Here is a 25680-nt window from a genome sequence, read left to right as displayed (position 1 = left end):
TTTCGCTTATTTTTTCTGTCTGCGCTTTCATATTAGTTATTAAAAAGGAATAGTAGATTGCTTTTAAGCTACCATCTCCTTTCATGTTAATCAGCAATAATTATTTCAACATTTTTTACTAAAAGTTGACTTCGAATATCATCATGAATGGGTTCATCTGTAATTAATTTATCAACTTGCTCTACTTTAGCAAAAACAGCACTTGAAGATTTTCCGATTTTTGAAGAATCTATTAATGCTACTACTTTCGAAGCCCTTTTTACAATTTCTCGTTTTAACTGTACTTCGTATAAATTGAAATCCTCTAAGCCATTTTCTACTGTAAATCCATTAGCGGATGTAAACATGATATCGATATTTACAGAATCTAAAATATCAAGTCCTAGTGTACCTTCAATAGAAGTTGATTTATTGGTAACAACCCCTCCGACAAGAATGACTGTTATATCAGGATTTTCTTTTAATTCTAAAGCTGTTTGCAATCCAGTCGTCACAATTGTTAAGCGGATTGGAGTATCTTTAATTAATTGTGCAAGCTCTAAAGCGGTAGAACTAGCATCCAGAAGAATACATTGTTTTTCTTCTATAAGTTGAAATGCCTTTGCAGCAATTTTCGCCTTTTCCACTTTATTTTTTTTCTGACGGACGTTAAAGCTAGTTTCGTTATCCTTCTCATCGTTAAGGACAGCTCCGCCGTGTGTTCTTGTTAATAAGCCATCCAATTCCATCTTATTTAAATCGGCACGTAACGTAGCTTCGGAAACCCCCATTTCCGAAGACAGTTCTTTTACTGTTATTCTTTTTCGTTCTTGTAAGAGATCAATAATTCTATCTCTTCTCTCTGCTGCAAACATTTTCATGAAACGTCACCCTTACTTTTTTACTACTTTTATATTATTGCATTTATTACAGATTATCAATCCATATAAATATATTTTTTCTTATTTTATCATTTTGCTAAAATAATTGCGAAAAAAACCAAATATTTAATTGATATTGAAAGTAATAAAAAAAAATATTGACGAAACAAAAATAAATGATAGAATAAAAGTATCGATTGGAAACGATTGCAGACTTCCATCAATTCCAAGCGTTTAAAATTTTTTATAACTTCATTACTTAACTATAAAAGGAGAATCGTTATGTTAGAAACAGTAGAAAAGAAACAAAACTTAGAGATTCCAAAAAAAATGAAGGCTGTTGTTGCGTACAGTCCTGGAGATTATAGATATGAAGAAGTAGAAACACCTAAATTAGAGAATGATCAAGAAATTATTATTGAAGTGGAAGCTTGTGGTATTTGTGCTGGGGACATTAAAGCATATGATGGAGCGCCAAGTTTCTGGGGGGATGAAACACAACCTGCTTATATTAAAGCTCCTATGATCCCTGGTCATGAGTTCATTGGACGCATTGTTCAAAAAGGTGACGCTGTTACAGATTTCGAAGTTGGTGATCGAGTTATTTCAGAACAAATTGTTCCTTGTGAAGAGTGCCGTTTCTGTAAGCGTGGTCAATACTGGATGTGTGAAAAACATGATCTATATGGTTTCCAAAACAATGTAAACGGTGGCATGGCTCAATACATGAAGTTTACGAAAGAAGGTATTAACTATAAAGTACCTGAAGATCTGCCGATTGAAAAAGCTATTCTAATTGAACCATATGCATGTAGTTTACACGCTGTACAAAGAGCGAACATCCAATTAGGTGATTTTGTTGTATTATCAGGTGCCGGAACGCTAGGTCTAGGTATGATTGGTGCTATTAAGAAATCTGGTGCTGGCAAACTAGTAGTACTAGATATGAAAGAAGACCGTCTAGAATTAGCTAAAAAATTCGGTGCTGACATTGTAATGAATCCAGCTAAAGTAGACGCAGTAAAAGAAATTAAAGAGATGACTGAAGGCTATGGTTGTGATATTTACATTGAAGCTTCTGGACATCCTTCATCAGTTGAACAAGGTTTACATGCAATTAGAAAACTAGGAACTTTCGTTGAGTTTAGTGTATTCGGCGAACCTGTAACTGTAGACTGGAGTATTATTAGTGACCGTAAAGAATTAGATTTATTAGGTTCTCACCTAGGGCCGTACTGCTACCCACTAGTAATTGAAGGTATTTCTAATGGAGATTTCCCTACTGAAGGTGTAGTAACACATCAATTACCGTTAGAAGAATTTGAAAAAGGCTTTGATTTAATGAAAAAAGGGGACAAATCATTAAAGGTTATTTTAAAACCATAAATTACTAGGAAACATTACTAGAAAGGTGGGAGAAAGATGTCAAATTTATCAGGCAATGAATCATTCTTAGATAGAATAGGTATTCCATCACATCTAGCTTGGGGATTCTTTGGGGTTATGATTTTTATGATGGGGGATGGACTAGAATTAGCCTGGCTCAGTCCATATCTTGTGGAACAAGGGCTAACAGTGCAACAAGCTGCTGTTTTAACTACATCTTATGGTGTAACAATAGCTATCGCTGCTTGGTTGTCTGGGGTATTAGTTGAAGCAATCGGACCAAGAAAGACAATGTTAATTGGAACAACGTTTTATGTAATCGGACATGCATTATTTGTTGGAGTTGCATTACCTCATTTACATTATGGCTTAATGATTCCAACTTATGCTTTAAGGGGATTTGGGTATCCGTTATTTGCATACGCATTCTTAGTATGGATTACTTACCGTACACCGCAGCATCAGTTGGGTAAAGCTGTTGGTTGGTTTTGGTTTGTGTTTACTGGCGGACTAAGTGTATTAGGAGCATTTTACTCTAGTTGGTCCATTAGCTTGATTGGACATATTCCAACATTATGGAGTGCCATTGTTTGGGTATTAGTAGGAACTTTCTTTGCTGTTTTTGTTAATCGGGACAAATTTGAACTAGAAGAAAAAGCGGACAAAACAAATAAATTTAAAGAATTAATCAACGGTATTTTAATTGTTAAAAAGGAACCTAAAGTTGGCATTGCTGGTATTGTACGTATTATTAACCAGTCTTCCCAATATGCCTTCCCATTATTCTTACCTATATATCTAGCAGATAAAGGGATTAGCACAACAGTTTGGTTGAATATATGGGGGATTATTTTCATCTCCAATATCGCTTTCAACTTAATATTCGGTTATGTTGGAGATAAATTTGGATGGAAGAATACCGTTACCTGGTTCGGAGCTGTTGGATGTGGAGTCTTTACTTTAATGTTATTCTACACACCACAATTCTTTGAAGGGAATGTCTTTTTAGTAGGATTCATAGGAATGCTATGGGGAGCTTGTATCGCAGGATTCGTTCCTTTATCAGCATTAACTCCTTCACTAGTTGGAGATGGGGACAAAGGTGCAGCTATGGCTATTCTTAACCTTGGAGCTGGATTATGTGTATTCGTTGGACCTGCATTAGTTGCTTTATTCTACGATTTAGTTGATGCGGAAGGTACTATTTGGATCTTAGCTGGTCTATACTTTATCGCAGCTATTTTGACAAGGTTCTTAAAACTACCTCATGAAGAAAATGCAAAGGCGAAAAACAGTGCAGCTTAATAAGTGTTTAAGCATGAAGTGAGGTATATTACCCCGCTTCATGTTTAATAAGCCATCCCGTGTGTTATAGCATTATAGGGAATATAACATGTTATAATCGAAATGTTTAGTTAGTTAAGTGAACAAATTAAAGGAACGAGGAGAATTTTATCCATGAAGAAACTAATTAACGATCCTAGATATGTCGTAGAAGAAATGGTAGAAGGGTATGTAAAAGCACATCCTAATCATATAAAACAACTTCCAGAAAATGATAGAGCACTAGTAACAGCAAGAGAAACTCGTGAAGGAAAAGTGGGCGTTCTTATCGGTGGTGGTTCAGGTCACGAGCCAGGATTTATGGGTTATGTTGGCGATGGAATGGCTGACGGTGTAGCAGTAGGTAACATCTTTGCTTCTCCATCTCCAGATCCAATTCTGGAAGTAACGAAAGCTATCGATAAAGGTGCGGGAGTTGTTTATTTATATGGTAACTATGCTGGAGACGTAATGAACTTTGGTATGGCTGCAGAGATGGCTGACCTAGAAGAAGATATTCAGGTTGGTACAGCATTGGCGTCAGATGACGTAGCATCTGCACCAAAAGAAGAAAAAGAAAAACGTCGCGGTATCGCCGGAGAATTCTTTATCTATAAAGCGGCGGGGGCAGCAGCAGACTTTGGTTACAACCTAGATGACGTTGTAAGAGTAGCAAAAAAGGCAAATGAAAATACACGTTCTATGGGTGTTGGTTTATCTCCATGTTCATTACCGCAAACAGGTGAGCCAAGCTTTGAAATCGGTGATGATGAAATGGAAATTGGATTAGGTCACCATGGTGAGCCCGGAATTGAAAAAGGTCCTATAGAATCAGCTGATAAAGTAGCAGATCGTCTTGTGCATGATATTTTAGCTGATATTGAAATTAACTCAGGAGATAAAGTAGCGGTTCTAGTGAATGGCCTTGGATCTACACCAAGAATGGAACTATATATTGTATATAGAAGAGTAGAACAAATTTTACGTGAAAAAGGTATCGAAATCTACCGTTCATACGTTGGTGATTATATTACTTCTCTTGAAATGGGAGGATGTTCCGTTACATTAATGAAATTAGACGAAGAGTTAGAAAGAGCAATCGACCACCCAGTAGATTGCCCAATGTTCGTTCAAAAGTAAGAATACAATAGGGGGAAACAACGATGAATTTAACAGCTAAACAATTAAAAGATTATTTTAAAGAAATTGTAGAAATGATTGAAAAGGAAAAAGACTATCTTTGTGAACTTGACCGTAAACTAGGTGATGGAGATCATGGTGTTACGATGTCTATCGGTTGGCAGGCAGTAAATGAAAAATTAAACAATGAACTTGCAGAAGAACAAGATTGTGCAAAAATCAGCTTAACAGTAGGTAAAACATTCCTTAGCGCTGTTGGCTCATCTGTAGGTCCACTTTATGCTACAGGATTTATGAGAGGTGCTAAAGCTGTTAAAGGTAAAACAGAAATGAACGATAATGATTTAGCTGAATACTGGATTGCCTTTGCAAAAGGAATTAAAGAGCGTGGACAAGCTGAAGTTGGCGATAAAACAATGATTGATACACTTGAACCGTTTTTTATTAGTCTGGAAAAACAATTTGCTGAATCCAATGAATTCCTTCCAGCTTTCACTACTGCAGTAGAAGAAGCGAAAAAAGGTATGGAATCAACGAAAGATATTGTATCCAAAAAAGGCCGTTCAAGCCGTTTAGGGGAACGTTCTATAGGTGCCCAGGATCCTGGTGCAACTTCTGCATATTTAATCTTATCAACGTTCTTAAACTTTGTTAAAGGTCAAGTAGAGGTTCGTTAGTAGAAAAGAAATGGTAACAAATGAAAGTAAATAGAATCAGAGTTATGTTTCTGATTCTATTTTTTTGACTTTTACAGAATCGACAATAAACAAAAGTAATAAATCGATGTAAAATGAAAATAAACGAAAATATAGCATTGACATATAATAAATAGTGAAATAAAATGAAACTATACAAAAATATTAGGGGGATTTAAAAGTGAAACTCGCAATCGGTAGTGACCACAACGCATTTGATTTAAAAGAAACAATAAAGGAATTTTTATCTGATACAGAACATGAAGTAGTTGATTATGGATGCCATTCCAAAGATGCTGTAGATTATCCAGACGTAGCTTTTGAAATTGCTCAAGCTATTAGTGAGGGTAAAGCGGAACGAGGAATTATTTTCTGTGGGACTGGGATTGGTGTATGTATCGCAGCAAATAAATACCCTGGAATCCGTGCAGCTTTAGCACATGATGTATACTCTGCGGAAAGAGCGCAATTAAGTAATAATGCACAAATTATCACAATGGGATCTCAAATTATTGGACCTGAAGCTGCGAAAAAAGTGGTAGAAGCATATTTAAACGTAGAGTGGGCAGAAGGATCTAAACGTAAAGTGGATAAAATTATTGAAAAAGAAGAACAATTTGTAAGCCAAAATTATAAAGAAGCAGTAGCAGGAAGTAATTGTAGCGTTAACTAAACGTGTTAACGAAGGGGAGAGGGAGCATGCAATCCTTATTATTAGACTTTCTAAAGGTAACCGAATCAGCAGCAGTTGCAGCACTTCCATGGGTTGGTAGTGGTGATAAGATTGCAGCTGATGGAGCTGCTACAAATGCAATGCGAGAGAATTTAAATAAAATGAAGATGCATAGTACGATTGTTATTGGTGAAGGTGAAATTGATGAAGCACCAATGCTTTATATCGGAGAGAAGCTTGGTAAGGGTGGAAGTCATGAGGTAGATATTGCGGTAGATCCAATTGAAGGAACAACGCCTACAGTAAATGGACAAGGAAATGCAATTACCGTCATTGCTGCTGCACCAAAGGGAACTTTACTACATGCACCGGATATGTATATGAAAAAGATCGCTGTAGGTCCAAGGGCGAAAGGGAAAATTGATTTAGATGCACCAATTGAAGACAATATGAAAGCAGTAGCAAAAGCAAATGGCAAAGAAATTACGGAATTAAATGTGTTTATACAGGATCGACCTAGACATAAAGAATATATTGATAGAATTCGAGAAACTGGTGCAAAGGTTCGATTATTTAATGATGGTGATGTCATTTATGCAACAGCAACTTGTATTGAACGTTCAGGTGTTGACATTTTTCTAGGCATTGGCGGTGCACCAGAAGGCGTATTAGGGGCAGCTGCTATTCGTTCTCTTGGCGGGGAAATGCAAGCAAAACTCTTACCAAGAAACAATGATGAAATAAGAAGATGTAAAGCGATGGGGATTACTAATTTAGAAGGCGTTTTAACCATTGATGACTTAGTAAGTTCGGATGATTGTATGTTTGTTGCAACAGGAATTACCGATAACTTAATTATTGATGGAATTGAAACAGAATATAGTAACTTTATTACCCATTCTATTCTTGTTAATGGTAGGGAAAAACAAGTCCGATATGTTAAGAGTACCTATCCAATCAAACAGCCTTTCTAGTAAACTACGATTTTGAAATCGAAATCATCACAGCTGGTATTCGTACTATTAGCCATTTAGAAAAGGCGGCAATAGCAGGTGCTAAGAAGGTTCCTAAAAAACTGAAACACTATCATAAGGAAGGATGATAACGGTGACAACGACAGTTAATCAAGCTGTAGAACAACTATCAATTAATACGATTCGCACCCTTTCTATTGATGCAATTGAAAAAGCGAATTCAGGACATCCCGGATTACCAATGGGTGCGGCTCCAATGGCTTATACATTATGGACAGATTTTATGAGCCATAATCCAAAAAACTCGAAATGGTTTAATCGTGATCGTTTTGTATTATCCGCAGGTCATGGTTCCATGCTTTTATATAGTTTATTGCATTTATCTGGGTATGATGTTTCCATGGATGATTTAAAAAACTTCCGTCAATGGGGATCTAGAACTCCTGGACATCCAGAAGTGCATCATACAGACGGTGTGGAAACAACAACCGGCCCATTAGGTCAGGGGATTTCTACCGCTATTGGTATGGCAATGGCAGAAGCACATCTATCAGCTAAATATAATAAAGAAGGTTTTTCAGTTGTTGATCATTATACCTATGCCCTTGTAGGTGATGGGGATTTAATGGAAGGAATTTCTCATGAAACCGCATCCTTAGCAGGTCATTTAGGATTAGGAAAACTAATTACGCTATATGACTCTAATGATATTTCTTTAGACGGAGATTTAAATAAATCTTTCTCTGAAAATGTGGAAGAGCGTTTTAAAGCTTATGGCTGGCAAGTTATTCGTGTAGAAGACGGTAACGATGTCAATAAATTAAAAGCTGCTATTAAGGAAGCGAAACAAAACACAGCTCAACCAACATTAATTGAAGTAAAGACGGTCATTGGATATGGGTCACCAAATAAATCAGGATCTTCAGATGCCCACGGTGCACCACTTGGTGAAGAAGAAGTTAAATTAACCAAAGAAAATTACCATTGGTCACATGAACCATTCTTCGTTCCAGAGGAAGTATATGCTGATTTTCAAGAAAAAGTCGTAGAAAAAGGTATCAAGGCGGAGGAAAAATGGAACAAGCTCCTTTCTGATTATAAAGAAGCATATCCAGAACTCGGTCTAGAATTAGAAACAGCAATCAATGGTGAATTACCGGAGAATTGGGAAAAGGATTTGCCCATCTATGAATCTGATAAGGACACCTTAGCAACTCGCGCTTCATCAGGAGAAGTACTAAATGCGATTGCAAAAGCAGTTCCAAACCTTTTCGGAGGAAGTGCTGATTTAGCAGGATCTAATAAAACAACGATTAAAGATGGCGGAGATTTTTCACGAGAAAATTATGCCGGAAGAAACATTTGGTTTGGTGTGAGAGAATTTGCAATGGCTGCAGCATTAAACGGAATGGCTTTACATGGCGGGTTAAAAGTGTTCGGTGGTACATTCTTTGTATTTAGCGATTATTTACGCCCAGCGGTTCGGTTATCTGCCATCATGAAAGCACCTGTAACCTACGTTTGGACACATGATTCAATCGCAGTTGGGGAAGACGGTCCAACACATGAGCCTGTTGAACATTTAGCATCCTATCGTTCCATGCCGGGAGTTTCACTCATCCGCCCAGCCGATGGAAATGAAACACAGGCTGCATGGCGACTAGCTGTAGAGTCAACGGATAAACCAACCGCATTGGTATTAACTCGTCAAAACCTCCCAACGTTAAAAGGTACAGCTGAACGCGCTTATGAAGGTGTGAAAAAAGGTGCCTACATCATAAGTGATTCAGAAAAAGAAACTCCTGATGCATTAATTCTTGCAACAGGATCAGAAGTTCAACTAGCTATCAAAGCTCAAAATGAGTTGAAATCTCAAAATATCGATGTACGTGTGGTTAGCATGCCTTCTTGGGATCGCTTTGAAGAACAAGATCAAGCATATAAAGATTCAGTCATTTCCCCTCAAGTGAAGAAACGTTTAGTAGTTGAAATGGCATCTCCATTTGGTTGGGAACGCTATACTGGGGATGAAGGAAAAGTGCTTGGGATTGATACCTTTGGGGCTTCAGGTGAAGGAAATAAAGTTATGGAGGAGTATGGGTTTACTGTAGAAAATGTAGTAAAACTGGTTGAAGAGCTAGTAAACGAAGTGTAGGTTGAATGTTCCGTAATAGATAATAGTGAAGTACTTTGTTTAAATGCACAAAGTATTTCACTATTTTTTTTGTTCTAAAGATTGGTGGAGAATGTGACGGGGGAACCGACCCTTCCGGCATAGGGATATCAGCGTTGGATCGTCATTTATTAGTAATCACGCCCGTATATCAGTACACACGCACCATATATCAGTAAACGCTGGAAAGATATCAGTACTCATGCACCATATATCAGTAAACGCTGGAAAGATATCAGTACACACGCACCATATATCAGTAAACGCTGGCAGGATATCAGTACTCGTGCACCATATATCAGCAAACGCTGGTAGGATATCAGTACTCATACACCATATATCAGCACTCCCCCCCACCTATCAGCATTCACCCCCCTTCAAATGTTAGGTAAAAGTCTCATGTCAAATAAATACCAAATTAGGACAAGAAACCTGTCCTCCTGTCATATTTCCCCATCCGCCTCATACAATGACGTACAGGGGGAATTTTCATGTCTGGAGATAGGTAGATATGGGATCTTAACGATTGGTTTAACTATGACAGCAGGGGGATTGCATATGCGTAGATCGTTAAGTGCTTTTTTATTTATGTTAGCGGTAGTGCTTGTGGCGGGGTGTACGCAGCCAGTGTCATTAGATGAGGAGAGAAGTAAGAAGCCGGATACGATTCATCATAAATTTTTATTCTATACGGAGAGTTATGTGAATGAGAACGGGGAAGGTATTGGGGAATTGTCCATTAAAACGAAAGATGGAGAGTTGGAGAAAATTGCTAGTAATGTGAAAAATTATGGTTTTGTATATTTGAATGATAAAGATAAGGTTCTTTTTGTGGATGAGGAAAATAAGTTGTATGCGTTCAGCCAGAGGGAAGATAAAGTAAAACTCGCGGAAGATGTACAGTTTTTCGATGGATTTAACGCGGAGGATTTTATCGTTTATGAGGATACGGATGGTAATTTGTACGTAATCAATGAGGATGGGAACGAGGAAAAGATAGGCAATGGAGTTACTCAATATGATTTGGTGGATGGAAATCTATATTTCATTGACTCGGATGGAGACTATTCGGTTTATAACATAGAGAGTAGGCAAGAAAGTAACATTGCTAATAATGTTTTTCATTTTAAAATTTTAAATCGTGATGGGGATCTTGTTTATACCAATGACGATTATATGCTGTTTTATAAAAAGGCAGATGAAAGTAGTGTGAAAATATCGGGTGAGGAGATTGATCCTTACTACATTAAAAACGTAGATGACCGTTTAATTTACTTAAGTTATGAAGAAGAAGGAGCAATGGATTTATATTCCAGTACGTTATCCAAAGATATAAAAACGGAAAAAATTGCATCTAATGTCTATTTGGCAGATTATGACAAAAGTGGATTTTATTACGTGAATGAGGATAATAATCTCTATCAAAAAGGAGATAGTGACGAAAAGGCTACGAAATTAGCGAGTGATGTAAACTATTTCTATTTAGTGGAAGGAACCGTTTATTATACGGATGAAGATAACAATGTTTATCAGATAACTAGTGCGGAGGGTAAGGAACAGATTGCAAAAAAGGTATACCAATTTAATGTCCATACAGATGGAAGGATTGTTTATTTAACAGAGGAGAATGAATTATTTATAGACGATACGAAGGTAACTGATGACGTTGATATGTATGCATTTTTTCATGGTAATCTTGTATACGTGACAAAGGATAATGAATTAGTCCTCATGCAGAATTTAAAAGGGGATCAAGTAATCGAAGACATTAGCGATTTCTCGTCCGTTACTTATCAAAATCTGACGGTATTCTCCAAACAACTAACTTTTGAAGATATTAGTGGTATGTGGAAGTTGGAAAATGATGAAGGAGCCATTTTCTTTGAAATAAATGCGGATGGAACGATTACGGATTATTTAGCCGGGACAAAGGAAATATTTACAGTGGATTATGCCGAATTTAATTCGATTGCAGCTTCATCAGAGAATGATTTTGTCACGATTACGAAAATAGATGATGAGACGTTATCCTTTAACGATAACGATAGCGATTATACAATAATGAAATCAACGAAAGAGGAAGCGGAAAGTTATGTGAATGACGATCAAAAGGAAGAAGGTAACATGGAGATTGAGACGGTCATAGAGGATTTTTTGTATATGATGACGTATGCAACGGATGCAGGAGACCTTCAGAACCTTGACTATTACATTGATCCTGATAGTGAGCTTTATCGTGAATTAGCTGATTCTATTATGACTATGTATGAGAATCAATTGGGAAGAGTTCTATTAACGCATGAAGTAACAGATATTAAAAAATTAGAAGGAAATCGTTATAGTGTGACTGTATATGAAGAACATTCTTTAATAGATTACACGGATTACTCCGAGGAAATGGTGAAACAGACTGTGATCTACGAGCTAGAGGAAATGGATGATCAATTTTTTATCATAGATATGGAAATTGTGGAACAGGGAAATACGGTAGCGGTTTGAGCCATGGTAACAGGTCCTTTGTCCGACCGATAAGGGAGCAGAGCCAGTGAATTACATTTTGATTTATGAACAGGGCGATAAGAGAATCGCCCTTACTTATAATTCGATACTCATGGACCATGTCCCTCCCAAAAAACACTGTCCTAATCTGGACAAGTTAAACATATAATGTCTAGAGTCTACATTTCGGGAGGAAGAAGATGTTTACCTTATTGGAAAAAGCTGTTGTTGCCATGGCATTATTTCGTATCTTATCTGGATCCATTGAGGTCTTTGCCGCATATTTGATGATTAAAATGAATGATGTGGAAAAGGCCCTTGTTATTAATAGTTCACTTGCCTTTATTGGGCCTTTAATTCTTATCATTACAACCACAATTGGAATTGTTGGTATCTCTGATAAAATATCTTTTGGTAAATTTTTTTGGATTTTTCTCGGAGTAGCTTTAATTATTTACGGGGTCAAAAAGTGATTCCATCTCCGTATTGACAAGCATACTATAGTTTTTCTTACTTTTTCGATTCATAATTCGTGCTAAAATTTCCTCCACATACATGGAAAAGGCGGGATTTGTACGTTGTCTTGGTCTAGTTAAATGTATCGGTTGATTTAACGTTACCTTTCCATCTTCAATTAAAATGACACGATCGGAAATAGCTACTGCTTCTTCTACATCATGTGTAACAAGAATAGAGGTGAATTTTCTTTCTAACCACAATGATTCAATCAATCGTTGCATTTCTAAGCGTGTCAAAGCATCAAGCGCTCCTAAAGGTTCATCTAAAAGTAATAAGGAAGGATCATGTACCAATGCTCTTGCAAGTGCTACACGCTGTTTCTGTCCCCCAGAAAGTTTAGATGGATAATCATGTATCCTTTCCTTCAGTCCTACTTGTGTGATGGCTTGCATTGCTCTATTTTTTGCATCAGAAGATAATCCTAAACAAACATTATCCATTACTCGTTTCCAAGGAAGTAACCGACCATCTTGAAACATCATTCTTGCTTGTTTATTCAACCCATTCAATGGTGTTCCGTCTAATTTAATCGAGCCGTCATTCATGTTTTCTAATCCCGCTACTAGACGTAACAATGTACTTTTTCCGCAACCACTTTTTCCGACGATCGCTACAAACTCACCTTCTTTAATCTGTAAATCCAGTCCCTTCAATACCTCCCTTTTATCATATTTCTTCTTAACTTGATGAATCGTAACATCTACTCCTTGTAAATCATATGAATTCAATTTGCACTCCCCCTATTTCTTCGCCAATACCGCCTAAAACTAGTTATTCCACTTTAATAATTTCCCTTCAAAATACCTAGCAATCATATCTGAAATTTTTCCAAACAACGCATAAATAATAATACTTAAAACAATGACATCCATTTGCATAAATTCCCTAGCGTTCATCGCCATATAACCGATACCAGACTGGGCAGAAATAGTTTCCGCAACAATCAGGGTTAACCACATGACCCCAAGTGAGAACCGTATACCAACGAGAATGGAAGACATAGCCCCTGGTAAAATTATTTGGAAAAAAAGCTCCTTCCCATTTAATCCATATGCTTTACCCATTTCAATAAGCTTTTTGTCAATAGACTTTATTCCATGATACGTATTAATATAGACTGGAAACAAAACGCCCAATGCTACAAGAAATACTTTGGAAGATTCACCAATTCCAAACCACATAATAACGAGAGGGATCAACGCAAGATGGGGAATATTACGTAACATTTGAATCGAGGTATCAAAGATTAAATCGGCAAAGCGAAATACGCCATTTAATAAGCCGAAAACAAATCCAGCAATTCCCCCAATTAAAAAGCCTACTAAAGCTCTCCATAAGCTAATCCCCATGTGTTCGGATAATTCCCCTGTAATCGTTAAGTCAATACCCGCCTGAATGATTTGGGATGGGGCCGGTAATATTCTTTCAGGTATAGCTCCGGACCACGACAATAATTGTCACGCAGCAATAATGAAAAGTGGAATAAACCAGGGAAAGAATTTTTCCAAAGGTCCTTTGATACTTCTTTTCATTTGTCATTTCCCCCTTATTTCATAACCTCTTCTACGTTTATTTCTTTAGGAATAATCTCTAAACGATAAAATGTATCTGCAATTTCCTGTTGTTCCTTTATGGTATCTTCTGTTATTTCTTCCACCTGGAGAAGTTTACCATTTATGGTCCTATCTATATAATGCAAAAAACATTTTAGTTACGATGCAAGTACTTATCAATCATACTGGTGATCATGATTTAAAAACATATTTAGAGGATTTAGTAGAAAGTTGCCTTACACAAGAAGAACAGCAAGTGGAAGCTATCCTAAAAGAATCGGGAATTCGGTTACCTCCAGCACCTCCTGATAGACCGAATGTGGAAGTAGAAGATATCCCGGCAGGTGCAAGGTTTCATGATCCAGAAATCGCTGTTATCGTTCAAAATGAGTTAATGACAGATCGAGTATTATGTAGTTTTGTCACAGGAGTAGCAATAAGGGAGGACATTCGTTCTTTATTTGGGGAATTTCATACCCAAAAGGAAGAATACGAACAAAAACTCCTTGATTTATCTAAACAAAAAGGCTGGATTGTTTCTCCACCCATTAATGTAAAGTAGGAGTGTACAGGCTTTGAAAAAGAAAAATAAAGGGATGGTCATCGCTGCCATCGGATCCGTTCCACTTATGATGACATTGGGAAATTCGATGCTCATTCCGATACTCCCAAAAATGAAATCATCATTGGATCTTACTCAGTTACAAGTAAGCTTAACGATAACGGTTTTTTCTATTGCTGCTGCTATCTTTATCCCAATTGTAGGGTATTTGTCTGATCGTTTTTCACGGAAGATGGTTATTATTCCTTCATTGCTGTTATTTGGTGGAGGAGCGTTATTAGCTGGTTTAGGAGCAGCCGTTTTTTCCAATTCTTATATTTGGGTTATTTTAGGAAGAATATTACAAGGAATCGGTGCGGCTGGAACTGCACCAATTGCTATGGCTTTAATTGGGGATTTATTCAGAGGGGGAGAGCGTAGTAGAGTACTCGGAATATTTGAGGCATCGAATGGTTTAGGAAAAGTGTTATCGCCGATTCTCGGTTCTTTATTGGCTCTCATTATTTGGTATTCAGTATTTTTTGCCTTTCCTGTGATTAGTCTTATCTCTATTTTATTGGTTTGGATATTTATTAAGGAAAAACGAAATTTCCAAGCGCCTCCCCCTTTTAAAAAATATGTAAAAGGGCTTTTAAGTGTCTTTAAACATGAAGGCAGATGGCTATTCACAATCTATTTAGCTGGTGGAACTTGTCTATTTACGCTTTTCGGAATCCTTTTTTATTTATCGGATATCCTTGAAACAAAATACAATATTAATGGAGTTCCAAAGGGCCTTATTCTTGCAATTCCGCTTCTAGTAATGGTTTGTACATCCTATATCACAGGTAGTAAAATTGGAAAAAACTTAGAAAAGATGAAGTGGCTTTCGGTTTTAGGTTTATTTCTGATGACGCTATCTTATAGTTCTCTTGTATTATTTGAAAAGCTTATTCCTTTTCTTATTGTCCTTGCCATTAGCAGTATTGGCGCAGGACTTGTCCTACCATGTGTCAACAGTCTCATTACGGGTGCAGTCGGAAAAGAACGCAGAGGCTTTGTCTCCTCTTTATATGGTTCTGTTCGTTTTATAGGTGTAGCACTTGGGCCACCCGTTTTTACCCGTTTAATGGATTGGTCACGAACGGGAATGTTTCTTTCCATAGCTGCTTTTACCCTACTTGTAGCCTTGTTAGTACTATTGTTAGTCCATGTTAAAGGGAAAGACGGGAAAGAAAAGAAAAAAAGTAATATTCGATACAAATACACGTAAGTTCATGGCTTCTTTCGCCATCCAAGTGTATAGGTCTTTTGAAAAGATATTTCACAAATCATATCCACCACCTTGGTTGAAATCTATTGGCTAATCAATGCAAGAAAGATTAATTTCCAATCGATTATCAACGCTACAAATAGAAAAATAAAGAAATTAAGGAAAAAGAGCGGTCTACCAGGTAAAATTCTTTTTTTGACGGAGATAATTATTGCGATGACACCGACACCACCATTCGAAACACCTTGACGCATTAATATTCCGATTCCCGTACCTAAAAAAACGGAACCAAATAAAAGATCCAAAAGTAAGCTTCGATTTTTCACGAAAATAATTTGTTCAAAAAAATCAACAGATAAAGATGTCACCGTAATGGAAAGAAGCGTCCACAATGCGAATCTTTTTCCTAAATATTTAACACCTAAAAATAATAAAGAAGCATTCACTATCCATAGTGCTAGTCCCATTCCAATGTGAAACAAATAACCCAAGAGAACAGTAATCCCACCAGCCCCACCAGAAGGAATGGAATGGGGGAACAAAAATACCCCCATTCCCAGCCCTTGAATAGCTCCCCCTGCTACAACTAAGCCGAATTTTAACATAAATGAATTCAATAAAAATCCTCCTTACAAATAGGGCTGCATTCTATTCAATAGACGGACAACCTATCTTATTGTATTCAAAAGTAAAAAGAAACATGCTTAACGATGGTATGAGTGGCGGAAGACGTAAGAAAAGCGTTCAAATCGCAACTCATCGAAAAGAACGGATTTTATCTACCCCTCCAACCTGATCCCTACAACACCCAACATGTAATCTAAACCTTTATGGTTAATTTTTGATTAAATGGGAAGATTATTAAATAAATTAAGGTAAAAATAGGAGGCAAAAATATGAAACGAATTTTATTTCTAGCTTCAATATTTATTTTAGCTTTAACTTTAGTAGCATGTGGTGGCAATAACAATGATAATAATGATACGACCACCAATCAGGGAGCCGATGTAACAAACAACGAAAATCAAGATACCAATGAAGCTGATGATAAAGCCGGCAACGATACCAATGACACAGCAACTAACAATAACAATGGGACCGAAGACATGCGGGCTAAAATGGATGAATTGAATTATGATGATTTCGAGTTATCTGTCAAATATGACGGGGATAAAGAATATGAAGCAAGCCTAGAAAAAAATCAAGACGGTAGTGTTGAAGCGGATTTAGAAGATGAAATTAATGGAGTTGATATTCACGGTCAAGAGGCATTTGACGAGGTTTATCCAAAAGTTAAAGAGCTAACGATTGAACAGAATACGAATAAAGACGATGCTATTCAACAAGCATTAGATGCATTTTCCCTAGAGTCAAATTACAAGGAAATAGAATTAGAAATTAAATTTAAAGATGGCACGAAAATAGAATTCAAGGATAACAAATAATCACTAAAAAACAGGCAAACTACAAAGGTTGCCTGTTTTTTAGTGGTTTGTTTTTCTTAGGGAGGAAGAACCCCTGGTACGTTTTCTTTATCATAATTTAAATGAATCATTCATAAATCATAAGTGTGGCAGCAAAATAGTAAGCGTTTTCTAAACAAGAGGGGTGAGTTAGTATTTTTTAATGCGAACGCTGTAAGGATATTAAATAAAGGGGGGTATTAGATGGCTGATTTACACAAAAATAATAAAGTGGATTATGAAAGTATCGTAGAAAGTGAGCAATTTAAGCATTTTATGAAAGATAAAAGAAGGTTTACGGTACCAATGACTGTTTTCTTTCTCATCTTTTACTTTTTGCTTCCTATATGTACGTCTTACACCACCTTCTTAAATACACCGGCATTTGGGGATATTTCGTGGGTCTGGATATTTGCGGTTGCCCAATTTGTGATGACTTGGGTGTTATGTACGATTTATGTGAGAAAGGCAAACTCCTTTGATGAAAAAGTTGAAGCTATTATTCACGACCAAATTAATAAAGGAGGTAAAGCCTAATGGATCCAATCGTTGTCATCCTTTTCATTGCTATCGTTATTCTAACTTTGGTAATCACGTATTTTGCCGCGAAGAACACCAAATCAACTGGTGACTTCTACACAGCTGGTGGGGGATTAACTGGCTGGCAAAATGGATTAGCCATTGCCGGTGACTACCTATCAGCTGCATCTTTCCTTGGAATAGCTGGGGCGATTGCGTTAAACGGTTTTGATGGATTCTTTTACAGTATTGGATTTTTAATTGCTTATTTAGTTGTTTTATTTTTAGTAGCGGAGCCATTGCGTAATCTTGGGAAATATACACTTGCTGATATGATTCATTCACGATTTGATTCGAAAAAGGTAAGAGGTGCGGCTGCACTAAGTACGATTACAATCGTTCTGTTTTATATGATTGCACAGCTTGTAGGAGCGGGTGCACTCATTCAGTTATTATTTCATATTGATTATTGGATTGCTGTTTTAATTGTTGGTGTTATGATGACCATTTATGTGCTTTTTGGTGGAATGATTGCCACTAGCTGGGTGCAGATTACGAAGGCTGTTCTTTTAATGGCGGGAATGGTTATTATGGCATTTCTTGTTCTTTGGAAATTTGATTTTAATATAGCTGCCATGTTTACTGAGGTGAAAACTGCTACAAGCCATGGCGCTGCTTATTTAGAACCGGGATTAAAATATGATGATCCATTAGGAACGATTTCCTTAATGATTGCGCTTGTTCTCGGTACAGCCGGTTTACCACATATTTTGATGCGTTTCTTTACGGTAAAAGATGCGAAAACAGCTAGAAGTTCAGTTATTACAGCTACCTGGACGATTGGTATCTTTTATATTCTTACGTTATTTCTAGGCTTTGGAGCGGCCATATACGTTGGTCAAAATGAAATACTTGCAGCTAATTCGGGTGGGAACATGGCGGCACCGCTACTTGCAGAGGCGTTGGGAGGTAATATTTTATTCGCCTTCATATCTGCTGTTGCGTTTGCTACCATTCTAGCGGTTGTGGCAGGTCTTGTATTATCTGGAGCCTCCGCTTTTGCCCATGATATATATGGTCAAATTATTAAAAAAGGGAAAGCTACGGATAGAGAACAAATGCTAGCTGCACGTTATGCGTCATTAGCAGTTTCGGTGTTATCGATTATTTTAGCCTTAGGTGCGCAAAGCCTTAATGTTGCATTCCTTGTTTCGCTTGCTTTCTGTATCGCAGCAAGTGCCAATTTACCTGTCATTCTTTATACGATATATTGGAAGCGGTTTAATACGACTGGTGCGATTTCAGCAGTATTATTCGGTCTAATTTCTGCATTAGTTTTAGTATCGATGAGCCCGAGTGTTTTCTCGCCAGAAGCGGGGGCAGCGTTATTTGTCGGAAATCCAATCTTTCCATTAGAAAATCCAGCACTTGTTAGTGTACCACTAGGCTTTCTCGGAGGTTACCTTGGTACGATTTACTCAAAAGAACAAGATCTCAAACGCTATGCAGAGGTCAAAGTAAAAGCGCATATTGGTAATAGGGAATAGGGGTTATAGGGACAGGTCGAGACCACTGAAAAAAAGGTGCTTTTACAGTAGTCTCGAACCTGTTCCTTTGTCTCACGCTGCTCGTTTACTTCTATTCTCTGTGCTCACAGATGTAACCAGTCTTGATCCTTTCGAAAGCACCAACGCTAATACAATGGAACATGCAATAGCAGAAGAAATATAAGAGATGCCATTCATAATTAAGGAATAAATAACTGGCGCCTGGCCTGCTTCAATTGCATATTCACTGAAGAAAACTATACCTGCAAGGAAATGCCAGAAGTAACGGGCAAATCCACCGACGAAGGTTGCGATAATTATCCAGACAATAGCCTTGCCCATGTTTTTGCTTCTTAAGTTATTTTTAATTGGGTTGATAAATAGTCCTGCAAAACCGACACATGCGAAAGCTACGAAATACTCTATGAACGCTTGTAATGGTGTTAGAATCCATGCTTCCCCAATGGCAATTTGTAATAATCCCCAAAGGAATCCACTGATAATTGCCGCTAAAAATCCTCTGCGAAATGCGATGATGAATATCGGCACCATCGCAAAGGAAATGGAGATGGACGGTCCAATACGGAGTGATGGCAATAAATCGAGCACAAGGGCAAGTGCCGCAAAAATGGCCACCTCAATAAGCGTTTGTAAACCTAATTTTTTCATTAAAAAAAGCCTCCTAATTGTGTTTTTAACGCACCAAAAGGAAGACATAGTTACCTAGTTTACTAGATAGATTTCACATTACGCATAAACAACTAGTAAACTATTCACCACATCCCTACGCTAGAATTAACTAACAGGTTCGAAGGGTAAGAACAATTTGTTCCCTCTCAGCTTTCGCTCCCCTTGTGGTCACGTTATTCGATTTACTCATGATAGTATCATACTTTCTGTCTTTTGAGAAGAGGGAGGTCCGTCACTTGAGCCCCGTCTCTTTATTTCCCCTTTTCCAAAACTTTAAATAATCTAATTATCCAATATAGTATTATCCATGGGAAAATAAACTTGGTAGACCACTCTATTACATGAAGTATTATAAATGAAGTGTTTATGCCGAAAAACGGAAGTATTAACCAAAGTGCAAACAAAACGATGAAAGCAATAATTAAATTTTTCAAGTTAAAAGCCCCTTCTTTAACTTGACTTTTTCTCCATTTACCTCTTGAATGAGACCCAATTCCATTAGCTGCCCGCCAAATTCAATTATATCTACTTTTTCTTTCGGATACTTTTTCTGTAATTTACTTTCGATTTCACCTAATAGTTGCCCATCATTTATCCTTTCAATTGCATCAATACAAATCTCCGGCATTTCAAAAAAATCACCAGAAACAGGTTCCTCCACGATATAATTCTTCCTATCTTTTTGAATGGACAATGGATATAGGGTGATTTGCGATTCTAATGATAATTTCAAGCCTTTCACCACCGTTCTTTAGAAATGAAAATAGGATGCAAATGCACCCTATATCTAAAACTACTTAACCTTTTGGAATGATGAAACACCACCAACATGTTGCTTTAACTTTTTTTAGTTTACGGATTTTCATGGTTGCTACCCTCCTTTAAAGATTGGTCTTTATTATATTTTTTAAAGATTGTCATCCAATCTGGATACACTTGTTTAAAAGTTTCTACTAATTTAGGATCAAATTGCGTTCCTTTGCCATCTATAACACGTTGATAAGCTTCACCAAAAGGAAGTGCTGGTCGATATGACCTTGTAGAAGTCATCGCATCAAAAGCATCTGCAATAGCTGTGATTCTTGCAACAAGAGGTGTTTCCTCTCCTTTAAGTCCATCTGGATACCCCTTGCCATCCCATCTTTCATGGTGATGATAAACTACAGCGATATGATCAGCAATACCTTCTACATCTTTAATTGCTTTCGCCCCCACAACGGGATGAGTTTTAATGATTTCATATTCTTCATCTGTTAGTTTACTAGATTTTGTCAGAATGGAGTCGGGAATATTCACTTTACCGATGTCATGTAAAAGACACGCATAATAAAAATGATTATAATTGGATTCTTTCACTTGTTCGGTTGCTTTTGCTAGACTTATTGCGTATTCTGCTACGCGTTCACTATGACCACGAGTATAAGGGTCTTTTAACTCCAAAGTGGCAATTACTCCTTTAACAATTCCCGCTAATTGTTCATTGTAAGAATCTTTCAGTGCCTGTACATATATTAAAAAACGATGAAGAAGCATATAGGCAATAAAAGCTAATAAGATATTGAGAATAACAGGAAAGAATACGACAGGGTCTTGTATGAATACTCCTACCACTATGTACTTTAAGATAATTCCCAATGTAACTAGATAGAAAAACCGCTTATTGATAAAAATAGGAGAAAATAATATAATCACTACTTCTACTAAATTACCACTACTATATGATTCCTGATTACCAAAGTAATAATAAATATCAGTCACTAAGTTTGTGATTAAATAGGTGATAACGAGAATATATTTTACATTTTCAGGTTTACCCTTTTTAAAGAAATATATGGTAACAGGGATAAGACAGATAATGATGAAATGTTTAACGAAACTTAAATAGTACCAAATCTTATCTGGTAATTCTAATGCCCATGGAAAAAAGGGCAAAAAATTATAATAAAATATATCATATAAAAAGAATACAATATAAAATAACCACATAAATAATAAGGTAGCCCTTTTTTCTTCTTGTAATAATGACGTATTTTTCATCTATTTACCTCACTAACCAACGATGGAGTGGCCGGATGAATGTTGTTCCGATTGACTGTAGGACGATGGGAGTATACTTGACTCATGATGGGCTAACTTCCACAGTATTGGATTTTATTTGATACATTCGTTTATCGGAAATCAATAATAATTCTGAAATATTTTGCCCGTCTTCTGGATAGATGGCATGACCGATGGATAAAGTTACACCTGATTTACTAGATTCTTGACAATGGTTCAACTCGGCCCTAATCGACTCGTTCATTTGATTAATCAGATTTTGTGCAGAAGTACAATCCATATGGTTGAGTAATACAATAAATTCATCTCCGCCCCAGCGAACAAGTATGTGCTCTTTACGAATATTTTTCGTAATCGACCTACATAATTGTTGCAAAATGAAGTCACCATAATGATGGCCATAGGAATCATTAATCATTTTAAAATTGTCTATATCAATATTTAAAATTCCGATTCTTTCATTCTTGCATTTTGCCCGTTTTAACTGCTTTTCAAAATAGATGTAGGCATACCTGCGATTATAAACACCGGTTAGCGGGTCATGATAGGATAGGTATCTGAACTTATCATACCAACTTCCAATAAACCATGAAAAACCTGCATGTATGAATGTAAAGATAGTGAAAAGAATGATATCAACTCTTCCTACTATCGAATATACCAATGTAGAAGTCAACGACAAAATTAATAAAATAAACCTACCGTAATATTTCATACGTTCTCCTTTGGGACAATAAGACGGTGATTATCCCACGACATAAATTTGGTTGTCCTATCTGCTAAAAAGTCAAAAACTACCATAAAAACCATCATACAATACTATTATATTAAAATATGCATAAAGTATCATGGTAAAATTGTACTATGATCACCAAAATAAAATAGGGGAGAAGAAATAAAGTAAGAAAACAAGCCATGAGAGGCCATGGCTTGTTTATGAAGTAGGGGTTATCACCGTATTGATTTCCTAAACCCAGCATCTACAGCTTCTTGTTCCGTGCAAAACATTTCTTCCGGTTTCGTCACCTCATAAAATTGTTGGTCTGGCATATGATAGATTTTCTCTCCATCTTTTGCTATGTTTCCTTTAATGTCGCAACTACTTGAGTTACTAGAAGGTTCTTTCTCTTCTTTAGGAGAGTTGATAACAGATGCATCAAAGCCACGGTCTGTTGCGTAATTTTCTACACTCCATATCCCAATAGCTTGTTGCTGCGCTTCTTTTTGTATTTCGTTGTATTGGTCCACATATTTCGTGTTAGGTTCATAAATATATGCGACTCTCGCCAATCCATTTTTTAATAATTCCTCTTGCACGGAAACGCCATCGACATAGACATAAGCTAGCAATCTTTGATATTTATCTCGATGCGAAATATCAAATTCTAATTGCACTTGTCCACTTTCTACCATTTTTCTAGTAAAATCTTTCGCTTCCTGTCCATAGGGCTGTTCCCCTAATCGTGGGTGATTTGTTTCAGGTGTATCAACTAATAAAAATCGTACATTTTCTTCTTTGCCATCGATGTTAACTTTGATGGTATCGCCATCAATTGGTTTGACTAATTGGACGTTTACTAATTTTTTGTCGGTGCTAGTTTCTTGGGCATTTTTGGAATCGGCTGGAGAGGTTTCATTCTCTACTACCGGCTCTTCCTGTGTTTCTGCTTTTTCTGTTTGATTCGTAAAATCGGTATCTAACCCAGCCCCTTCCATACTACATCCGGCTAATAGAATGATAAAAAGGGCAATGATGTTTCGTAATTTTTTCAAAATCTCCTACTCCTTTAAGTCAGTTTTTCACTTTTACTAGTTTAACACCAATGTTAGAAGAAGGAATAGAGTACTTTTTACCCGATTTCGGTTTAGTTTTTTTGAAAGAAAATGAGTTGACTTCCACCTCAATCTTCTGGGTGGACATAGAAGGTACCACAAAATTAAGTCATTCTAGGAAAAAACTTGTGTCATATAATGGGATAACTTAAATCCTTAAAGTATCGATTCTAATGTAATAGGGAAAACTGTTATCAAAAATAGGATAGGACATGAAGGAAATTTATGTTCTTTTATGATAAGGAGTGTATAGATGTTGAATAGAAGAGTAATGTACCAGTTAATTGGAATTATTGTTTTCGCTGTGATGTATGTAATCGGCAAAAATTATCTCATGGCATATGATTTCACTAGTGTACCGAGCTTTTATTATCCTTATAGTAACATAGGGATCATCATGTTACTTGCAGCTTGTGGATTCTCTTATATAGCCTTTACGGTGATCGAAAAGGAAACGAATCGTGAACCAATTCATAAGCTTTTATTTACTTTGCTGCAAATCACTAGCCTTGCGATTGTAATTGAATTTTATACGATCAAGGTTTTTCATTATCCAGTCGTTGTGCAGGTTGTAGGTATTTTGTTGGTGATTTCACTTGTGATTATATCTTCAAGAAATAGTAGGGTAGGTTCTTCTACCTGATGGAAAGCGAGACTGTGGGATATCTTGCTTTTTTTTACCATCTCAAAGAAGGTTGGTGGGAGATTAATTTCCCCCTAAAGGTCCAATAAGTGCGCCTAACCATCGGTGGGGGGGAGGAACCCCCCGACTGAAGTAAGTCTTCTTTATGTCCCTTCGATTAAAAATTCTATGATTCTCAATCTCTTTTTGATGGAAAACAAATATTTTTGACGTATAATAATATAAGTAGTTCCGCGTTATAGGAACGACCATTTCAGCAGAATGCATACATATATTTATAGGTGGTAATTCAATTGTCAAAAGTTAAAATTAAAGACGTAGCTAAAGTTGCTGGTGTTTCAACAGCAACAGTCTCTCATGTTATAAATAAGACCCGTTATGTTTCAGATGAGACAACAGATCGAGTCTTACATGCAATGAAACAATTAAACTATCGTCCTAACCATGCAGCACGGAGTTTAAGAAGTTCAAAAACGAATACAATTGGATTTATCATTCCTGTTCATAAAGAAGATACTTCAAAGACATTCTTCATGTCCATTGCAGAAGGACTAGAAGAGACTTTGAGAAAAAGAGGTTATCATGTTATTATCAGTAACTCAAAAGAAGACTTTGAGCATGAAATAGAGCAGGTTCAGTTATTAAATCATCAAATTACAGATGGGATTATTTTAGCTACAACATGTCATGATTTTGATGAACTAAAGGACTATTTAGAAGAAGACCATCCATTAGTTCTCATTGATCGAATCCCAAATGGATATGATGGAGACTCTGTAACTATTGATTCTTATAGGGGAACTGTTGAAGCTATCCAATATCTGAAGGAAAGTGGTTATCGTCGTATTGGTTTTGCTGGGGCTGATATATCGATTAGCACAGCTAAAGAACGTTTGAAGGGATTCCGGGACATACTACAACCTGAAGCAGATTTGGAAGATAGAATCTTTATAAGTAGACCTACTTATGAAGACGGTTATCAAATAGCTTCTAAATTAATCGAGCAAGGTTTGGATGCTGTTTTTTCGGCAAATAATGTTCTTACAACAGGAATTATGCACTACTTAGTAGAACATGATATCTCGATTCCCGAAGATATCGCGGTAATAACTTTTGATAATACGGAATGGACACAAATCATCTCCCCATCCGTAACAGTAGTAGAACAACCAGCCTATCAAATGGGAGTAGAGGCAGCAAACATCATTCTTGAACGTATTGAATCACCAGATAATGAACCTATACAAACGGTTTTAAAGCCAACGTTAATTAAAAGAAAATCAACATAAAAGTAGCCAGTTTATACGTAAAACTGGCT

The 25680-nt window shown here is 36.7% G+C and carries 24 protein-coding genes, 1 pseudogene and 1 riboswitch; of the genes and pseudogenes, 16 read left to right on the top strand and 9 right to left on the bottom strand.

Features of this window, described 5'->3' with window-relative positions; all coding sequences use genetic code 11:
* Positions 1–86 precede the first annotated feature (86 nt).
* On the bottom strand, positions 87–860 hold the full coding sequence (locus ACFQ18_RS13640) for a DeoR/GlpR family DNA-binding transcription regulator (RefSeq protein WP_204798519.1): 774 nt from the start codon (positions 858–860) through the stop codon (positions 87–89).
* A 282-nt stretch (positions 861–1142) separates the two neighbouring features.
* On the opposite strand from ACFQ18_RS13640, the gene ACFQ18_RS13635 reads away from it, so the two are divergent.
* The 9 genes from ACFQ18_RS13635 to ACFQ18_RS13595 all read left to right on the top strand — a co-directional run bounded on the left by ACFQ18_RS13635 (position 1143) and on the right by ACFQ18_RS13595 (position 12196).
* Positions 1143–2246, top strand: a complete 1104-nt coding sequence (locus ACFQ18_RS13635) for an MDR/zinc-dependent alcohol dehydrogenase-like family protein (protein ID WP_204798520.1) — start codon at positions 1143–1145, stop codon at positions 2244–2246.
* Between the two features lie 36 nt (positions 2247–2282).
* Positions 2283–3551: an MFS transporter gene (locus tag ACFQ18_RS13630; protein ID WP_047185648.1), complete on the top strand. Its 1269-nt coding sequence runs from the start codon at positions 2283–2285 to the stop codon at positions 3549–3551.
* A gap of 153 nt (positions 3552–3704) precedes the next feature.
* Positions 3705–4709, top strand: coding sequence for a dihydroxyacetone kinase subunit DhaK (locus ACFQ18_RS13625; protein WP_047185649.1), 1005 nt, complete (start codon positions 3705–3707; stop codon positions 4707–4709).
* Between the two features lie 23 nt (positions 4710–4732).
* On the top strand, positions 4733–5386 hold the full coding sequence (dhaL, locus tag ACFQ18_RS13620; RefSeq protein WP_060667666.1) for a dihydroxyacetone kinase subunit DhaL: 654 nt from the start codon (positions 4733–4735) through the stop codon (positions 5384–5386).
* A gap of 199 nt (positions 5387–5585) precedes the next feature.
* On the top strand, positions 5586–6077 hold the full coding sequence (rpiB, locus tag ACFQ18_RS13615) for a ribose 5-phosphate isomerase B (RefSeq protein WP_047185651.1): 492 nt from the start codon (positions 5586–5588) through the stop codon (positions 6075–6077).
* Positions 6078–6103: 26 nt separating this feature from the next.
* Positions 6104–7051 carry a class II fructose-bisphosphatase gene (gene glpX / locus ACFQ18_RS13610; protein WP_047185652.1) on the top strand — a complete coding sequence of 316 codons (948 nt, stop codon included), beginning with the start codon at positions 6104–6106 and terminating at the stop codon, positions 7049–7051.
* A gap of 133 nt (positions 7052–7184) precedes the next feature.
* Entirely contained in the window at positions 7185–9206 is a 2022-nt protein-coding gene (tkt, locus tag ACFQ18_RS13605) for a transketolase (protein ID WP_338113674.1), read from the top strand.
* Positions 9207–9782: 576 nt separating this feature from the next.
* On the top strand, positions 9783–11723 hold the full coding sequence (locus tag ACFQ18_RS13600) for a TcaA NTF2-like domain-containing protein (protein WP_204798521.1): 1941 nt from the start codon (positions 9783–9785) through the stop codon (positions 11721–11723).
* Between the two features lie 200 nt (positions 11724–11923).
* Positions 11924–12196 (top strand): YqhV family protein, encoded by a 273-nt coding sequence (locus ACFQ18_RS13595; protein ID WP_204798522.1) that lies wholly within the window; start codon positions 11924–11926, stop codon positions 12194–12196.
* Here ACFQ18_RS13595 and ACFQ18_RS13590 read toward each other — a convergent pair.
* The gene (locus ACFQ18_RS13590) at positions 12170–12970 is read right to left on the bottom strand and encodes an ATP-binding cassette domain-containing protein (RefSeq protein ID WP_204798523.1); all 801 of its coding nucleotides are present in this window, start codon (positions 12968–12970) and stop codon (positions 12170–12172) included. The two genes, ACFQ18_RS13595 and ACFQ18_RS13590, sit on opposite strands and share 27 nt — an antisense overlap.
* Positions 12971–13009: 39 nt before the next feature.
* Positions 13010–13774 (bottom strand): annotated as a pseudogene (locus ACFQ18_RS13585) (ABC transporter permease subunit).
* 70 nt (positions 13775–13844) lie between these two features.
* On the opposite strand from ACFQ18_RS13585, the gene ACFQ18_RS13580 reads away from it, so the two are divergent.
* Both ACFQ18_RS13580 and ACFQ18_RS13575 read left to right on the top strand, forming a co-directional pair.
* Complete coding sequence (locus ACFQ18_RS13580; protein ID WP_204798524.1) at positions 13845–14357, top strand: DUF3231 family protein; 513 nt, start codon at positions 13845–13847, stop codon at positions 14355–14357.
* Positions 14358–14391: 34 nt separating this feature from the next.
* On the top strand, positions 14392–15609 hold the full coding sequence (locus ACFQ18_RS13575; RefSeq protein WP_111014480.1) for an MFS transporter: 1218 nt from the start codon (positions 14392–14394) through the stop codon (positions 15607–15609).
* A gap of 83 nt (positions 15610–15692) precedes the next feature.
* On the opposite strand, the gene ACFQ18_RS13570 is transcribed toward ACFQ18_RS13575, so the two are convergent.
* Positions 15693–16226: a YitT family protein gene (locus tag ACFQ18_RS13570; RefSeq protein ID WP_257456493.1), complete on the bottom strand. Its 534-nt coding sequence runs from the start codon at positions 16224–16226 to the stop codon at positions 15693–15695.
* Between the two features lie 279 nt (positions 16227–16505).
* On the opposite strand from ACFQ18_RS13570, the gene ACFQ18_RS13565 reads away from it, so the two are divergent.
* The 3 genes from ACFQ18_RS13565 to ACFQ18_RS13555 all read left to right on the top strand — a co-directional run bounded on the left by ACFQ18_RS13565 (position 16506) and on the right by ACFQ18_RS13555 (position 19138).
* Entirely contained in the window at positions 16506–17054 is a 549-nt protein-coding gene (locus tag ACFQ18_RS13565; RefSeq protein ID WP_052771739.1) for a YusW family protein, read from the top strand.
* A gap of 222 nt (positions 17055–17276) precedes the next feature.
* Positions 17277–17609, top strand: coding sequence for a DUF485 domain-containing protein (locus ACFQ18_RS13560; RefSeq protein WP_047185662.1), 333 nt, complete (start codon positions 17277–17279; stop codon positions 17607–17609).
* The gene (locus tag ACFQ18_RS13555; RefSeq protein WP_204798525.1) at positions 17609–19138 is read left to right on the top strand and encodes a solute symporter family protein; all 1530 of its coding nucleotides are present in this window, start codon (positions 17609–17611) and stop codon (positions 19136–19138) included. Before ACFQ18_RS13560 ends, ACFQ18_RS13555 begins: the two co-directional genes overlap by 1 nt.
* 72 nt (positions 19139–19210) lie before the next feature.
* On the opposite strand, the gene thiT is transcribed toward ACFQ18_RS13555, so the two are convergent.
* From thiT to ACFQ18_RS13530, 5 genes are all read right to left on the bottom strand, one after another.
* On the bottom strand, positions 19211–19807 hold the full coding sequence (thiT, locus tag ACFQ18_RS13550) for an energy-coupled thiamine transporter ThiT (RefSeq protein WP_047185664.1): 597 nt from the start codon (positions 19805–19807) through the stop codon (positions 19211–19213).
* Between the two features lie 95 nt (positions 19808–19902).
* Positions 19903–20001: riboswitch (TPP riboswitch) on the bottom strand.
* 257 nt (positions 20002–20258) lie between these two features.
* On the bottom strand, positions 20259–20561 hold the full coding sequence (locus ACFQ18_RS13545; RefSeq protein ID WP_052771740.1) for a hypothetical protein: 303 nt from the start codon (positions 20559–20561) through the stop codon (positions 20259–20261).
* 119 nt (positions 20562–20680) lie between these two features.
* The gene (locus ACFQ18_RS13540) at positions 20681–21865 is read right to left on the bottom strand and encodes an HD-GYP domain-containing protein (RefSeq protein ID WP_047185666.1); all 1185 of its coding nucleotides are present in this window, start codon (positions 21863–21865) and stop codon (positions 20681–20683) included.
* An 82-nt stretch (positions 21866–21947) separates the two neighbouring features.
* Positions 21948–22601: a GGDEF domain-containing protein gene (locus ACFQ18_RS13535; protein WP_047185667.1), complete on the bottom strand. Its 654-nt coding sequence runs from the start codon at positions 22599–22601 to the stop codon at positions 21948–21950.
* 236 nt (positions 22602–22837) lie between these two features.
* Entirely contained in the window at positions 22838–23659 is an 822-nt protein-coding gene (locus ACFQ18_RS13530) for a thermonuclease family protein (RefSeq protein WP_052771741.1), read from the bottom strand.
* A 313-nt stretch (positions 23660–23972) separates the two neighbouring features.
* On the opposite strand from ACFQ18_RS13530, the gene ACFQ18_RS13525 reads away from it, so the two are divergent.
* Together ACFQ18_RS13525 and ACFQ18_RS13520 are read left to right on the top strand one after the other, a co-directional pair.
* Positions 23973–24362 (top strand): hypothetical protein, encoded by a 390-nt coding sequence (locus tag ACFQ18_RS13525; protein WP_204798526.1) that lies wholly within the window; start codon positions 23973–23975, stop codon positions 24360–24362.
* 293 nt (positions 24363–24655) lie between these two features.
* Positions 24656–25651, top strand: coding sequence for a LacI family DNA-binding transcriptional regulator (locus ACFQ18_RS13520; RefSeq protein WP_204798527.1), 996 nt, complete (start codon positions 24656–24658; stop codon positions 25649–25651).
* The last annotated feature ends 29 nt before the right edge of the window (positions 25652–25680 follow it).

This window comes from Oceanobacillus caeni, from assembly GCF_042678465.1.
GTDB classification, from domain to species: Bacteria; Bacillota; Bacilli; order Bacillales; family Amphibacillaceae; genus Oceanobacillus; species Oceanobacillus caeni.
The sequence above is the reverse complement of the archived record's forward strand: the minus strand, read 5'-3'. Positions and strand labels throughout refer to the sequence as shown.

What these genes read in the sequence shown, in the direction of transcription:
- ACFQ18_RS13560 (WP_047185662.1), top strand. Translation starts at nt 17,277, where the DNA reads ATGGCTGATTTACACAAAAATAATAAAGTGGATTATGAAAGTATCGTA.
- ACFQ18_RS13535 (WP_047185667.1), bottom strand. Translation starts at nt 22,601, where the DNA reads ATGAAATATTACGGTAGGTTTATTTTATTAATTTTGTCGTTGACTTCT.
- glpX (WP_047185652.1), top strand. Translation starts at nt 6,104, where the DNA reads ATGCAATCCTTATTATTAGACTTTCTAAAGGTAACCGAATCAGCAGCA.
- ACFQ18_RS13640 (WP_204798519.1), bottom strand. Translation starts at nt 860, where the DNA reads ATGAAAATGTTTGCAGCAGAGAGAAGAGATAGAATTATTGATCTCTTA.
- ACFQ18_RS13540 (WP_047185666.1), bottom strand. Translation starts at nt 21,865, where the DNA reads ATGAAAAATACGTCATTATTACAAGAAGAAAAAAGGGCTACCTTATTA.
- ACFQ18_RS13625 (WP_047185649.1), top strand. Translation starts at nt 3,705, where the DNA reads ATGAAGAAACTAATTAACGATCCTAGATATGTCGTAGAAGAAATGGTA.
- ACFQ18_RS13630 (WP_047185648.1), top strand. Translation starts at nt 2,283, where the DNA reads ATGTCAAATTTATCAGGCAATGAATCATTCTTAGATAGAATAGGTATT.
- dhaL (WP_060667666.1), top strand. Translation starts at nt 4,733, where the DNA reads ATGAATTTAACAGCTAAACAATTAAAAGATTATTTTAAAGAAATTGTA.
- ACFQ18_RS13600 (WP_204798521.1), top strand. Translation starts at nt 9,783, where the DNA reads ATGCGTAGATCGTTAAGTGCTTTTTTATTTATGTTAGCGGTAGTGCTT.
- thiT (WP_047185664.1), bottom strand. Translation starts at nt 19,807, where the DNA reads ATGAAAAAATTAGGTTTACAAACGCTTATTGAGGTGGCCATTTTTGCG.
- ACFQ18_RS13580 (WP_204798524.1), top strand. Translation starts at nt 13,845, where the DNA reads ATGTATCTGCAATTTCCTGTTGTTCCTTTATGGTATCTTCTGTTATTT.
- ACFQ18_RS13555 (WP_204798525.1), top strand. Translation starts at nt 17,609, where the DNA reads ATGGATCCAATCGTTGTCATCCTTTTCATTGCTATCGTTATTCTAACT.
- ACFQ18_RS13635 (WP_204798520.1), top strand. Translation starts at nt 1,143, where the DNA reads ATGTTAGAAACAGTAGAAAAGAAACAAAACTTAGAGATTCCAAAAAAA.
- ACFQ18_RS13525 (WP_204798526.1), top strand. Translation starts at nt 23,973, where the DNA reads ATGTTGAATAGAAGAGTAATGTACCAGTTAATTGGAATTATTGTTTTC.
- ACFQ18_RS13575 (WP_111014480.1), top strand. Translation starts at nt 14,392, where the DNA reads ATGGTCATCGCTGCCATCGGATCCGTTCCACTTATGATGACATTGGGA.
- ACFQ18_RS13565 (WP_052771739.1), top strand. Translation starts at nt 16,506, where the DNA reads ATGAAACGAATTTTATTTCTAGCTTCAATATTTATTTTAGCTTTAACT.
- ACFQ18_RS13595 (WP_204798522.1), top strand. Translation starts at nt 11,924, where the DNA reads ATGTTTACCTTATTGGAAAAAGCTGTTGTTGCCATGGCATTATTTCGT.